The following is a 13,245-nucleotide window of genomic DNA, read 5'->3' as shown; positions in this document are numbered from 1 at the left end:
CCCGAAGGTACCGCTATCATTTTGCGGCGATTGGCGAGACGCTAAATCCATATTCCGATATATGCAATAGCCTTCCATAAAATGATACCAGTGCGGCATTTGAAGCACAGCAGCGTAAAACAACCAGGAAACAGGGACCAGGAGATGCTCTTTTGAAAGTTGAGAATCCTTCCAGGCGCATGCTGCTGGCCACCACCACCGCGGCTTTCGTGGCCCCTGCCCTGGCAAAAGCGGCTCCGGACGACTGGGCGAGGGCCGCCACGATCGGGCGTTCGGTCCGTCCGCCGAGGTTTCCTTCGCGGATTTGGGACATCGTCTCATTCGGCGCGATCGAAGGCGATATCGACACTGCCAGCGCCGCGATCGCCCGCGCGATCCAGGCCTGCGCGGCGGCCGGCGGCGGTCGTGTCCTGGTCCCGCCAGGCCGATGGCCGACCGGCGCCATCCGCCTGCTCAGCTGCGTCGAGCTGCACTTGGCGGCGGGCGCGACCCTGGTCTTCAGCACCGATCCGAAGCGCTACCCGATCGTCGCCACGCGGTGGGAGGGCGCGGAGCTGATGAACTACTCGCCGCTGGTCTTCGCCGACGGCGAGCGCGACGTGGCGATCACCGGGCGCGGGACACTGGACGGTCAGGGCGCGGCCTGGTGGTCGTGGAGCAGCGGCCCGCAATTCGGATGGCGCCCCAGCCTGCCCGACCAGCGCCCTGCCCGCCAGGCCCTGTTCGACATGGCCGAGCGCGGCGTCCCGGTGGCGGAGCGGGTCTTCGGGGAAGGCTCATATCTGCGGCCAATGATGGTGCAGTTCCAGAACTGCACGAACGTGCTGGTCGAGGGCGTCACCCTGCGGGACTCGCCGTGCTGGACGCTGCATCCGGTGCTGTGCCGCAATGTCACCGTGCGGGACGTCACCTTCATCGGCCACGGCCCCAATACCGACGGCTGCGATCCGGAGTCGGTCGACGGCATGGTCATCGAGCGCTGCACGTTCGACTGCGGCGACGACTGCATCGCCATCAAGTCGGGCCGCAACGCCGACGGCCGCCGCCTGGCCAAGCCGACCCGCAACATCCTGATCCAGGACTGCGTGATGAAGGACGGCCACGGCGGTGTGGTGATCGGCAGCGAGGTTTCCGGCGGCGTCGAGAACGTCTTCGTCCAGCGCTGCCACATGGACAGCGACCAACTCTGGTACGCTCTGCGCTTCAAGAACAACGCCATGCGCGGCGGGGTCATCCAGGACATTTACGCCCGCGACATCACCGTCGGCCGCGTGTCTCGGGCGGCGATCCTCTGCGACTTCAACTACGAGGAAGGCGCGCGCGGCGCCTTCACGCCGGTGCTGCGCAGGGTGCGGATCGAGCGGATGCGGGCCCGCGCCGCCGCCCAGGTCGCCGACCTGCAAGGCCTGCCGAACGCGCCGCTAGGCGAGATCGCGCTTCGCGACTGCCGCTTCGACGGCGTGACCAAGGCCAGCGTGATCGCCCATGCCGACGCGCTGCGACTGGAGCGGGTGAGCGTCAACGGGAGGCGGGTCGCCTCCTCTGCTCAGCTCAGCGCGCCACCGACCTGACGTTCACCCAGTCGAAGTCGGCCACGCCGGGCTTGGCTTGCCCCGGCTCGCCATAGCTGAACAACGCCGGCCGCGCGCCCTTCCACCAGGAAAAGCGCGGCAGGACCCCGCCGCCCATGTCGACGAAGGTCTTCCCGCCGTCGCGGCTGTAGCTGTAGTTCGCCGCCTGGTCGGCGACGGCCACGCGCAGGTCAACCACGCCAGCCGGCAGCGCCGGACCCAGGGTGTCGATGCCTCGGAGCGAGAAGACGATCCGGCTCTGGCCGTCCTTCTTGAACACACCGATCGCGCCGATGCCCGCGCCGAACATGGCCAGGCCCGCCCGCTGCCCCTCGACCAGGCCCTTGGCGTCGAGACGGGCGGTGATGACCGAGCCCCGGCTCTGCAAGGACTGGGTCAGGGTGTTGCGGGCGCTGACCAGGTTGACCGCCGGCCCGCCCGTCAGGCGCAGGAAGCCGGGACGCGCCGACAGGCTCCAGCGGCTGTCGTCGGGATTGTGGTTCCACTCCCACTGCGGCCCCAGCTTGGCGCCCGAGAAGCCATCGGAGGTCTGGGGCGAGACGGCCAGGAAACGTCCGCCGACATCGGGCATGGCGTGCGTCAGGACCGGCTGGCCGCCTTGCGCGTCCGAGCCCGCGCCGGGGATCGGCTCGCCCATGAACGGCCAGTCGTCCTTCCAGGTCACCGGCTGCAGGTGGACGATGCGGCCATAGGCGCCTTCGCCGTTGAAGTGGACGAACCAGCCCTGGCCGGACGGCGTCTCGATCCAGCCGCCCTGGTGCGGGCCCTTGAGGCCGTTGCCCGGGACCAGCACCTCGCGATGCTCGTAGGGCCCCCAGATCGACCGCGAGCGCATCACCGCCTGCGGCCCGGTGTCGACCCCGCCGATCGGCGCGAAGATGTAGTACCAGCCGTTGCGCTTGTAGAGCTTGGGTCCTTCCAGCACCGGCAGGGCCTTGGCGTCCTCGATGATGACCTTGCCCTCGTCCAGCACCGACTTGCCGTCCGGGGCCATGCGGTGCAGCACCAGCGGCCCGGCGCCGACCTTGCCGTGGACCAGATAGGCCTGGCCGTCGTCATCCCAGAAGGGGCACGGGTCCTCGAAGTTCGGGCCGGCGATCACCGCCACGGGGGCGGTCCATGGCCCGTCGACCTTGGTCGCGGTCGACATGAAGATCCCCTCATAGGGGGTGGCGAAATAGACGTAGAACTTGCCGTCGTGATGGCGGATCGACGGCGCCCACACGCCGCCGGCATAGCGCTGGCCGGACGTGCGCTGGTCGCGCGGCGTGCGCTTGCCCGTATCGTCGGTCGGCACGGGTCCGGGCAGGTCGTATTCCGGCGCGAACGGCAGCTTGGGCAACACGTGACCGGCGATCGTCCAGTGGACCAGGTCCTTGGACGTCAGGATCGGCACGCCGGGCGAGAAGTGGAAGCTGGACGCCACCAGGTAGTAGGTGTCGCCGACCCGAATGACGTCCGGGTCGGAATAGTCGGCCGGCAGCACCGGATTACGATAGACGGCCGCCGGCGACTTCGGCGCGGCCAGCGCCGGTCCGGCCAGGGCCAGGACGCCCGCCGCCACAAGTCCCATCACGCGCATGACGAGGTCCTTAGAACGATTGGGTGGTGGTCTCGTCGATCCGGCGATCGGGCAGCCAGCGGCTGCCGAACGACCGGAAGCCCGTGACGTTGTCGAGCAGGAAGCTCGGCCCCTTGGGCAGCCGCAGGCGGAAGAGGTCGATCTCCTCGACGTCGTTCAGCCAGAAGGCCGGACGCGCGTCGGCCGCCTCGACGGCGATCTCGACGTTGCTCATCTCGATGTTGCGGGCGTGGCGGATGAAGAAGCCGCTGGCCGGCAGGTCGCCGAACATGTCCGGGTCGGGATAGGCCTTGTCGGCCTCGGGTGGTCGGCGCTTGGCGAGCTCCGCCGTGCCCCCGCCCAGCGAGTGGAAATAGACGTCGCTGATCTTGACGTCCTCGACCGGGTGGCCGGCCACGCCGGCGATGATCGACGGCTGCGGCGTAGCGCCATGGCTGACGATGTTCTGGATGGTGATGCGGCGCAGCTTGCCGACCGGCACGCCCTCCGGCCCGCGCATCCGGCTGCCCAGGCGCAGGAACAGCGGCGGGAAGCCGGTGCCGCGCATTGTGATGTTGCTGATGGCGATATCTTCGGTCAGCGCCCCGTCCATCGTCTCCAGCGCGATGCCGTAGCAGTGGTCGAACACGCAGTTGGTGATGGTGACGTTCTTGAAGCCGCCGTTGGACTCCGTGCCCAGCTTGATGCGGCCATAGCCGTGGAAGCCCGCCGGCATCTTCTTCCAGGTCCCGTCGATGACCGAGCCCATCTCGTAGTTGCCGGTCACGAAGCAGTCCGAGATCGTCAGGTTCTCGGTCGGGCGGGCATAACCGAGCGCGAAAGAGCTCTTGGGGCAGATGCCGTCGTCCCAGGGCGAGTTGATCGTGCAGTTGGTGACGCGGACATTTCGGCAGCAGTCGATGTCCAGCCCATCGCGGTTGGTGTCGACGATCAGATTGTCGATCGTCATGTTGTCGACGCCGGTGGCCAGCAGCGCGAACCAGCCGCCCTGCAGGATCTTGAAGTCGCGCAGCAGGACGTTGCGGCAGTTCTTCAGCGCGATGGCCTTGTCGCCGACGCCGGGGCCGGAGATGTCCGGCGCATCGCCGGGGAAACGGTTGCCGCGCGTCAGGTTCTTGCCCCAGATCAGGCCCGTGCCGGTGATCGAGACGTCGTGCAGGCCCTCGCCGAAGATCAGGCTATTGTTCCAGTGGCTGTGGCCATAGTCCTGATAGGCGTTGCCGGCGCCGGGGCCCGGGTCGTCATAGCCGTTCGGAGCCACGCCATTGGGCGCGGCGGCCAGGATCACCGCGCCTTCGCCCAGATGCAGGGTGATGTTGCTCTTCAGGCGCAGCGTGTAGCAGGCATAGGTCCCGGGCGGGAAATAGACCACGCCGCCGCCCAGCGACGCCACGTGGTCGATGGCCTTGTTGATGGCCGGCGAGTCGATCTTCGCGCCGTCGCCGACCGCGCCGAAATCACGGACGCTGAAGGCGAAGGGCGTGGGGCCCTTGGCGGTCCCGACCGGCGTCGCGGCATTGGCCATGGACGGCGGCGTCAAGGCGGCGCCCGTCAGCAGGCCACCCAGCATCAGCCCTCGTCGATCCATGCTCATCGCGCCCTCCCATTGCCCGTTTCGTCGGGTCTGGAGGGGGAGACAAACAAGCCGCCCGCGATGGAGTCAACGCCTTTTGTTACCGGTAGCATCGACAATGCCAGCGTTGGCGCCCTATCGTGCCAGCGCTGGCGAGGCGCGGGGAACGCACCGCCGGACAGCCGTGGGGAAGGCGCCAAAACATGATCCAGAGCGATCCGGCCGCGAGCATGGCGGTGACCATCGACGACGTGGCCAAGGCCGCCGGCGTCTCGATCCGGACCGTCTCGCGCGTGCTCAACAAGTCCCCGAAGGTCGGCGAAGAGACCCGCCAGGCCGTCGAGGCGATCATCAAGGCGATGGGCTACAGTCCCAGCTCGCGGGCGCGGGCCCTGGCCTCGGGCCGCTCCTACCTGATCGCGGTCGTGCAGGACGATCCCAACGCCCATGTCATCGGCGCCCTGCAGCGCGGCATCGTCGAGGTCTGCTCCCAGCACGGCTATGAGCTGGTCGTCCATCCGGTGCGCTTCGGCGATCCGGACATCGCCCACGACATCGAGAAGTTCGTGCTGCGCTCGCGGGTCGACGGCCTGATCGTGCTGCCGCCAACCTCGGAGATCGCGGCCATCCCCACGCGACTGACAGCGTTGGGCGTACCTTCGGTCGGCATCGCCTCGATCGCCGTGGACCCCTATCCCAGCATGCTGGTCACCCGCGAGCGCGCCGCGACGGCGGAGCTGGCCCGCCATCTGCTGGACCTTGGCCACCGGCGCATCGCCATGATCGAAGGCCCGCCGCGTTTCCGCTCGGCGCAGGAGCGCAAGGCGGGCTTCCTGTCGGCCCTGGAGGCCTCGGGCCTGCCGATCGAGCTGGAGCTGCGTCCGGGCGACTACGGCTTCGACAGCGGCATGGCGGCGGCGGCGTCGCTACTGGCCCTGGAGCGGCGGCCGACGGCGATCTTCGCGTGCAACGACACGATGGCCGCGGCCGTGGTCAAGGCGGCGCGGGAGGCGGGCATCGCGATGCCGGACGCGCTGTCCGTCGCCGGCTTCGACGACGCCGACCTGGCCTCGATGATCTCGCCCGCCCTGACGACGATCCGCCGCCCGCTGCGCGACATGGCCAAGACCGCCACCGAGCAACTTCTGGCGATGATCAGCCAGCAGCAGCCAAGCCTGCCCTTCCAGGTGGTCGAGGCCAGCCTGATCGTCCGACGCTCGACGGCGCCGGCATGAGGTGGCGAGGCTAGGAATGGACCGGGGTCGGGCAGCCCGCGCCGCGCTCGCGTCTTTTCTCGGCGCTGCGGATCAGACTGTTCTTGATCATGTGCACGCCCAGCAACGGCGTCATCACGGCAAGGGCAAGTCCCATCACCGACGCAATGATCATCAGGGCCACGGCGCGCAGCGGCATCGTCGCCCAGCTGGCCAGCGCTGAAGCGTCCAAGTCGCTTTCCCGCGCCTGGCGGCGAGACAACCTGCCCTTGAGGGTTTCGACGAGGAGAACCGGTGACAGCAGGACGGCGCCGACCACGCTGGCGACCAGAACAAGCACCAGGGCCGCATAGCGGAGAACCCCCACCAGCCTTGCCTTGGCGTCCGCGCCCACCCGGTGTGTTGGGCCGATTTCGATCGCCCGCATCATTCCGCCCCTCCAGACCGGTCGCGTCAGCGTTTCCGGCAGCCACAAGAGCTACGCCTCAAAAGTGAAATAGTTGCGCTACGTGCTGCTTTTCTGTGGCGGCGGCTCAAGAAGCCGTCTTCCTGGACGCTAGCGGCCAGCGACAGACGTTCTTGGCTTCGACCTGACAGGCCGAGCCACCTGCGACCCCATCTCCCAAATACTGGCCCGGGCTCAAAGGCCTGAGCCAAGGCAGAGCTTGCCTGGGCAGCGGTCGACATCCGCCTTCGCGCACTTTTGGCGGTTAAATTGGCAGCCCACTTGATGGGACCGTCCGCGCGACCGTTGCGGCGCCTGGCTTCTCGGTATCACGCCACAAAACAACCCATGACAGATTCAATAACTTGACACCCGTCTGTCGCGAACATCAGCTTTAGTAGCGGTCTAGTTTCTGCGGGGGGCGGAGATGTGGCAGTTCTGGCGTAAGAGCGCGGCTGCGCTTCTTGTCCTGACGTTTCTGGGGCCTTCGGAACCGGCGCCCGCCGGGGTGACCGTCGCCAGCCCGGAAGTGGCGTGCGGCGACGCCATCTTCGCCAGTCCGAGCTTCGCGAGCTTCCTCAGCAGCAATCCCCAGCTGCGATCTCTATCCCATGCGGACCAGAAGCGCGCCTACGTGGCGCGGGGTCTCGTCGCTAGCGCGGACGTGTTGAGGGCGGCGACCAAGACCGCCAAGGACGTTGGCCTAACCCAGGACGACCACTCCGAAGATATCGAGGTCGATGTCGAGGACTACCTGCCCCCGGGCGTCGACATCGCGCGGATCCAGCTACCGGCGGACCATGCGTCCTTCGAGGTCATTCCTCTCGTGCAGGCCCGCATCGAGATGGCGGCCGGGGCGAATACCGACACCGTGGGCCGTCTTCGCCTTCTCCTGAACGAGATGCGGGGCCGATGGGGCGATAGCAGCCCACGCCTGCTGCCGATCCTGCTGGTCTATTCCGACGCGCTTCGAAGCAATTCCGAGGCGGATGAAGCCGCTGTCGTCGATCGTCAGTTCCTGAGCATCGCTCATGCTCACCCGGAGCGGGCTCGACCGCTCAATCGTTCCATCCAGAGCGTGTCCTACCGACTCTCCGAATACTACGAACGACAGGCGCGCGCCCTTGAGGTCGACAACATCTGGGGCGGCGAGAACCAGATCCTGAAAGCCAGAAGGAATGCGACGGATTTCAACACGGAGGCCGAAGCCGCGCGTCGACGCGGGACCTTCTATATCGAAAACATAGTACCGCTGGTGATCGGCTCCCTTCCGGGCGGCGCCCCGATGAGCCTCGCGCAGGTCACCATGCCGACATCGACCCCTAGCGAGGGCGCTACCAGCATCGGCGCTATCGTCAATTCGACGATCACCCTGGTCGTCGCCGTATCCGATCTGGACTCCGGCAAGACCGTCTCGCTGGGCGCGGCGCGCGATGCCGCGGCGCGCCCCTCGGCCATGACCGGTTGCCTCATAGAGAGCGGCAAGGCGTTCGCCGCCTGGGACGCCACGGCCGGAATGAAGACGTTTCGCACGGCGCTGGATCAGGTCGATGCGCGAACGGCCGCCCAGGCGGTCCGCCTCATGATCGAAGGCGGAGATCTCAGAGCGGCGTTCTCGCCGAAATCGGGCCTCAACGCCCTCGACGACGACGACGCGAGCGACTGGCTTGCCTGGAGCCTCGGCGGTTTCGCGGCCGCGTATGGCAACGGCGATCTCCCCAAGATCGCCGATGTGCTTGAGGCGTTGCTTAGCGATCAAGTCCTGACGGAGGTGGCCAACGGGCTCGAGAAGGCCGCGATCGGCGAGGACAAGGACAGCCCTAGCGCCAAGCAAAACCGGAAGGCTCTACGCGCGCTGGGTCCCTATGTCGCCGGCCTGGTCCAGAAGCTTCGCCCGGTCGTGGCGGACACACTGCGCGAGCCAAGCCCTAAGAGCGAGAGGGACACGGTCGAGCTTCGTGACTGGCTCGCACGGACCGAAAAGCCGTTCAAGACCCGTCTCATGAAGGTGGCCCGAGATCAACTACTGGGGGCGGACGATTACCGACGGGAGGATTTCGAGCAGCAGCTCCCGGAGCTGATGAAGTCCTATGACACTGTCTATCCGCTGTTAACCGGCTTCGCGGATGGCCTGGTCGTCAAGGCGGCGATCGCCAATAACGACATGGTCGGCGCCCGCCGCGCCGCCGCTATCGCCGCCCAGAGAACGGCCGTCTATCTGGCCACGGCGCCATCTTCGCCGCAGACCGACGACATCCTGCGAGCCGGACTACGCGCCGGGACGACGCTGACGTCAGCGCGCGCCATCGACGAGGGCTACGCGGATGCCGCCCGCGACCTGGCCGCCGCCATGGGCGTCACGATATACGCCAAGTTCAACAGCATGAGCGAAGCCTTCTCCGAAGGGGAATTCGACGAGGCTCCGACGGAGGCGAATCCGCCCCCCAGCAGCGATGAGGAACGGCTTGGATTGAAGCTCCAGGAGGCGACGGCCTCGCTCGGCGGCGACTTCCTTTGGGGCGAAACCTCGCCAAGCCCGGAAATGACGAACGCGCGCTCAAAATTAGTGAGCGAACTGTTCACGCTTTTAGCCGCCCGGAACAAGGACACCAACTGGCTGGAATTAATGCGCAACGGGCTCGATCCCGCGACGCTCAAGCCTTTCAAACGCCAGACCGCGACCAATCTCGCCAACCTCTTCGGCGGCGTCGATCCTTTGTTCGAGCGAGGCCTGACGATCACCTCGACCCATCTGACCGCGCTCAAGACCGCCAACCGCCCCCAAGAGACGGCCATGGTGGGCGACATCTGCGCGGCGGCGGTGCATTGGTGGAGCACGGCGTCGGTCGAAACACGAAAATCCTATGGCGCAGTCGCTCCGGAAAGCTTCTACCGGGCGCTGATCAGCTGGCTGATCCAGTTCGATCGTCCCGAGGAGGCCGAAACGGTCGCGAAGTTCTGGGTCGAGGCCAAGCGGTCGCCGTTCGCGATCCCACGCCCCGCCTTGAACATACAGATGCGGGCCTGGCGGCAAGATCGTTCGGCCTGGACCATTCAGGCCTGGCTGACGACCTCGCGCCTGTTCCGCGCCGCCAAGCCGGCCGACGCCGATCTCGACCTGCTGCTCAATGCGATGGACGCCGCCAACCGCAACGTCACAGGCGCCGACTTCACCGCTCGCCTCCAAGCCGGTCAGTTGCCGCCCTCGGCGCGTAAGGCCTATTTCGACTGGGCCGGGGCTTCGCAACGCCTGGAGGCCATACGCTTCGGCTCAATCGCGAACGCCAAGGCCGCCCTGAACCTGATCGGCGCGACAACCGCCTTCTCACTCGCTTCGCAGGACGAGCAGGATAGCCTGCGCGACGCCGAGGCGAAGACTTGGGACACCTATCAGGCTTCTTTGCGCGCGAACGGGATCGCCCCGCCGCTTGTGACCTATCGCACCGTGACCCAGACCTTGACGCCCGATGAGGTCCTGCTGACCGGCTTCGTCATCGACGACCGGGTGGTCATGATGGCGCTGGCTCCCGGGCGCACGCCGCGGATGACGATCGCTCCTATCTCCTATTCGCAAGTGAGACGGCTGGTCGATGGCTACAAGCGCGATCTCACGCTCACGAAGACGGGTGGAGCGCCGCGCACTTTCGACCGCGACAACGCCGCAGCGCTCTGGGCCGTGATCGGCGCTCCGGCCCAGCCCTATCTCAAGTCCGCCACACGCCTGGTCTGGACGCCGCCCCAGGGCCTGAACGATTTTTCGCTCACCGCCCTGCCGGTCAGTGGCCTCGGCGATACGGGCTGGCTGGGCTTGGACCGCGAAGTGATGGTCGTCCCCTCGCTCGAGACATTCCTGAGCCTCAGGCGCGCGCCTAACGTCACCTATCGGCAGCGTCTGCTGGCGGTCGGCGACATCGCATTCGGTCAGTCGGGCGCCAGGTCGCTGGGCGCCGACAATCCGCTGCTTGCGCCGACGCCTGGCGCGCACGAAGCCTTCGATGCGGTCGCGCGCGAGGTTCCGACGTCATCGATCGTGCTGCGAGACAAGAACGCCACCAAGAGTCGCTTGAACTCGCTCAAGGGCCAGGCCTTCGATGTCGCGCTTTTCTACACCCACGGCGTCACGCCGCATGACGGCGCTCTATGCGGCCGCCCCCTGACCCAAGCCTTGGCGCTTTTCCAAGACCAAGGCTGCGCCGACGCCTTGCTCAGCCCTGACGAGGCGGCGGCCTTGCAAATCAAGGCGCGCGTCGTGGTTCTCGCGGCTTGCGCGACATCCGCGGCGCCCGACAGTGAGCTGGGGCCGTTGGGCGGGCTGACGCGAGCTTTCCTGGTAGGGGGCGCTCAGAGCGTCATCGGCGCGCATCTCCCTGTCGCCGATCGCGCCGCCGCGCAGTTCACGCCGATGGTCGTGGAAGAGCTGTCGACCCGACGCGGAGCGTCTTCGGCGTTGCGGATCAGTCTTGTCCGCCTGAGATCGCAACCGGGCCTGTCTTCCCCGGCCTATTGGGGTCAATTCGAGATCGTGGGAGAAGGCGCATATCTCCCCGCCCAAACGCCCGAGCGCCCTCGAACCTCAACATGATGAGTCCCACGCGCTGTCTGCTCGTAGCGGGCGTGGCGACCGTCCTGTGCTGGGGGGCGATGATCCTGGACAACTTCTCTCTGTTGCCCGCGATCGCCAAGGCCGTGGTTCGAGCCAACGCCGCGGAACTCTTCGAGGAAGCCGCCAAGCAGAGCTCGGCCCGTCCGCTCATCCCTTTGACTGTGGTCGTGGCCGACCAGGATCACTGGGAAAGCACGGTGGAGAACAAGGCCGATCGAAGCCCGCCCGTGCAAGCCTTCGATCGAATCCTGATCGCCAACACGCTCGACAGTCTTCGGACCGCCTCGCCCAGCCCTCGCGCGGTCATCCTGGACATAGATGTCTCGCCGGCAACCCCGGAACAGGGTGAAAGCGCGCTCAACACGGCGCTCGACCGCTGGAACGCCGACAAGAAAGCTCCTCCCCTCCTGCTTATTCGGTCGGAGGATTGTGGAGAGCCGGTCAACTACTTCGGGGGCGAACACCCCAACCGAAAATGGCGACCAACGCCCTACGACGACGCCGTCGCCCCCACGTCTCACGGACCTTCCCGGATCGCATGGGTCTGCTCGCTTCCCGTGCCCAGCGTGGACGGCGTGGTTCAGCAGTTTCATCGCTACGGATGCGCCCAGCGTCAAACCATGCCGCTCGGCGTGGCGTCCGTCGGCGAATTGGCCATCTGGCTCTGGCGAACTCCCCCCAACCCGTCGTCACGGACCGTCGGCGACTTCTATGCAAGGTTCGGCGACGAACTGAACAGAGCCTGCAGCGGCCAGGAGTCGACGCCTCGACCGCCCCAGCCGATCGTCTATGCGAAAGGCCTGCGCGAGGGAGAACCGGGAGGTCTTCGGCTGATCAGCCTGTCGGCTCTGTCCACGGACAAGTTGATGACCCTTAGAGATATGGCGGGAAGAGTTGTCATTCTGGGCCAGAACACTCGGCGCTCCCCAGATCGTTTCAAGACCTACTGGGCCGACGCCGCGCCGGGTCCGGTGCTCGTCGCGGCGCATATAGACACGATGACCCGCTACGCCGCGCTACGCCCCTGGCCGCCTTGGCTCGGTCCACTGCTGACGCCGGTCCTGAGCTTGGCCGCCAGCATCATTTTCGCGATCTGCGCCGGCGTGCGCGACTGGGTCTTGAGTCGACGATCACTCTCCCGCGCCGGATCGGCATCGACCGCGCGATGGCCTTCGGCCACCCTAATGCTGGCTTTGACGAGTTCGACCGTCACGGGCTCCATCGTGGCGATGATCTCCCTCAGAACGCTCGCCTTGGCCGCGCGACATGCGCCGCTGAATGCTTGGCCCCAGATGTCGCTGGTCTTGCTGACCGTCACGATCGTTGGCGTGCTGGTGGACCTGGCAGGAGAGAAAGCGTGAAGTCCCTGAGCATGAGACATCATCTGTATCGGATTGTTTTGTCGATTGTACTGAGTGCGTTCGCGGCGGGCGGGGCGTACGCGGCCTGCCCGGCCGGCAAGGCGCAGGCTGGCGATCTCGCCGGACCGGCGGGGCGATCCGTTTCAGTCGGTCGGGACGGGAATTCGATCACGCTCAAAGCGCGTGCGCCTATCTGCGTCGACGACATGATCTTCGTTGATCCGGACGATGTCGATCTCGAGCTCTACTGGAGCGCGACAAGACGCGTGAAAGCGCCGACCGTATATCGCGTCCCTACCCGCCTAGCCTTCCTGGCGGAGCTGACTCGAGAGACCTTCGCGGACCTCTTCGAGGCGCAGGCGAAGACGGCCGTATCCACGGGCTCACTGCGTCCGGAAAGGTTCTCCTTCGCGGTGGCGGGGCTCGACGACGGCTCGGCGATCGTGAGCAGCTCTGCCAAATCTTTGTGGGTGCCGATTACCCCGCCAGGCCTCGCCGGAAGGGCCGTTCTCTATGATCCTCGCGGGCGCGCCACGCTGACGCTGTCCGTCCCGCCCGACGCAACACTGCTTAAGCTCAATCAATCGCTTCGCCCCGGCGCCTGGCGACTGTTGATCGAAACCGTTGAAATTCGCCGCGTAGCCACGTTCACGGTGGTCCCGGCGCTGGACAAACCGCCCGTGGCCGCCTGGGCGCAATGGTCTCCGGATGAGCGCCTTCTGGCCATGGCCTGCACGAACGTCAGCCGATACGGCCTGGCGGCTCTGCAAGGCGCCGAGAATATCGAATTACGCGCGAAATTGCTCTGGTACTGGTCTGATCCGCAAGCGACGTCGCCATGCGCTGAGGGGTAGCGATTGCTGGCGAGAGCGTGC

At 66.5% G+C, this 13,245-nt stretch carries 8 protein-coding genes; 5 read left to right on the top strand and 3 right to left on the bottom strand.

Annotated features, from left to right (window positions below; translation table 11 throughout):
- Positions 1 to 179 precede the first annotated feature (179 nt).
- Positions 180 to 1,571, top strand: coding sequence for a glycoside hydrolase family 28 protein (locus AC07YH_RS14845; protein WP_494747740.1), 1,392 nt, complete (start codon positions 180 to 182; stop codon positions 1,569 to 1,571).
- Here AC07YH_RS14845 and AC07YH_RS14840 read toward each other — a convergent pair.
- Both AC07YH_RS14840 and AC07YH_RS14835 read right to left on the bottom strand, forming a co-directional pair.
- A complete protein-coding gene (locus tag AC07YH_RS14840; protein WP_494747739.1) occupies positions 1,552 to 3,174 on the bottom strand; it encodes a glycoside hydrolase family 43 protein in 1,623 nt (540 codons plus the stop codon). The two genes, AC07YH_RS14845 and AC07YH_RS14840, sit on opposite strands and share 20 nt — an antisense overlap.
- A gap of 10 nt (positions 3,175 to 3,184) precedes the next feature.
- On the bottom strand, positions 3,185 to 4,768 hold the full coding sequence (locus AC07YH_RS14835) for a rhamnogalacturonidase (RefSeq protein ID WP_494747738.1): 1,584 nt from the start codon (positions 4,766 to 4,768) through the stop codon (positions 3,185 to 3,187).
- Between the two features lie 182 nt (positions 4,769 to 4,950).
- Here AC07YH_RS14835 and AC07YH_RS14830 point away from each other — a divergent pair, with 182 nt between their 5' ends.
- The gene (locus tag AC07YH_RS14830; RefSeq protein ID WP_494747737.1) at positions 4,951 to 5,982 is read left to right on the top strand and encodes a LacI family DNA-binding transcriptional regulator; all 1,032 of its coding nucleotides are present in this window, start codon (positions 4,951 to 4,953) and stop codon (positions 5,980 to 5,982) included.
- 10 nt (positions 5,983 to 5,992) lie between these two features.
- Here the strand turns inward: AC07YH_RS14830 and AC07YH_RS14825 are convergent, their stop codons facing one another.
- On the bottom strand, positions 5,993 to 6,391 hold the full coding sequence (locus AC07YH_RS14825; RefSeq protein ID WP_494747736.1) for a hypothetical protein: 399 nt from the start codon (positions 6,389 to 6,391) through the stop codon (positions 5,993 to 5,995).
- A 442-nt stretch (positions 6,392 to 6,833) separates the two neighbouring features.
- Between AC07YH_RS14825 and AC07YH_RS14820 the strand changes: the two genes are divergently transcribed.
- The 3 genes from AC07YH_RS14820 to AC07YH_RS14810 are packed head-to-tail and all read left to right on the top strand — an operon-like array spanning position 6,834 to position 13,224.
- Positions 6,834 to 10,988 carry a CHAT domain-containing protein gene (locus tag AC07YH_RS14820; protein ID WP_494747735.1) on the top strand — a complete coding sequence of 1,385 codons (4,155 nt, stop codon included), beginning with the start codon at positions 6,834 to 6,836 and terminating at the stop codon, positions 10,986 to 10,988.
- 59 nt (positions 10,989 to 11,047) lie between these two features.
- The gene (locus AC07YH_RS14815; protein ID WP_494747734.1) at positions 11,048 to 12,370 is read left to right on the top strand and encodes a CHASE2 domain-containing protein; all 1,323 of its coding nucleotides are present in this window, start codon (positions 11,048 to 11,050) and stop codon (positions 12,368 to 12,370) included.
- Positions 12,367 to 13,224: a hypothetical protein gene (locus tag AC07YH_RS14810; RefSeq protein WP_494747733.1), complete on the top strand. Its 858-nt coding sequence runs from the start codon at positions 12,367 to 12,369 to the stop codon at positions 13,222 to 13,224. Before AC07YH_RS14815 ends, AC07YH_RS14810 begins: the two co-directional genes overlap by 4 nt.
- The last annotated feature ends 21 nt before the right edge of the window (positions 13,225 to 13,245 follow it).

The organism is Caulobacter sp. GW456-12-1-14-TSB4, from assembly GCF_059424195.1.
This window is presented reverse-complemented; position numbering and strand designations above follow the sequence as displayed.

What these genes read in the sequence shown, in the direction of transcription:
- AC07YH_RS14815 (WP_494747734.1), top strand. Translation starts at nt 11,048, where the DNA reads ATGATCCTGGACAACTTCTCTCTGTTGCCCGCGATCGCCAAGGCCGTG.
- AC07YH_RS14845 (WP_494747740.1), top strand. Translation starts at nt 180, where the DNA reads ATGCTGCTGGCCACCACCACCGCGGCTTTCGTGGCCCCTGCCCTGGCA.
- AC07YH_RS14825 (WP_494747736.1), bottom strand. Translation starts at nt 6,391, where the DNA reads ATGATGCGGGCGATCGAAATCGGCCCAACACACCGGGTGGGCGCGGAC.
- AC07YH_RS14830 (WP_494747737.1), top strand. Translation starts at nt 4,951, where the DNA reads ATGATCCAGAGCGATCCGGCCGCGAGCATGGCGGTGACCATCGACGAC.
- AC07YH_RS14840 (WP_494747739.1), bottom strand. Translation starts at nt 3,174, where the DNA reads ATGCGCGTGATGGGACTTGTGGCGGCGGGCGTCCTGGCCCTGGCCGGA.
- AC07YH_RS14820 (WP_494747735.1), top strand. Translation starts at nt 6,834, where the DNA reads ATGTGGCAGTTCTGGCGTAAGAGCGCGGCTGCGCTTCTTGTCCTGACG.
- AC07YH_RS14835 (WP_494747738.1), bottom strand. Translation starts at nt 4,768, where the DNA reads ATGAGCATGGATCGACGAGGGCTGATGCTGGGTGGCCTGCTGACGGGC.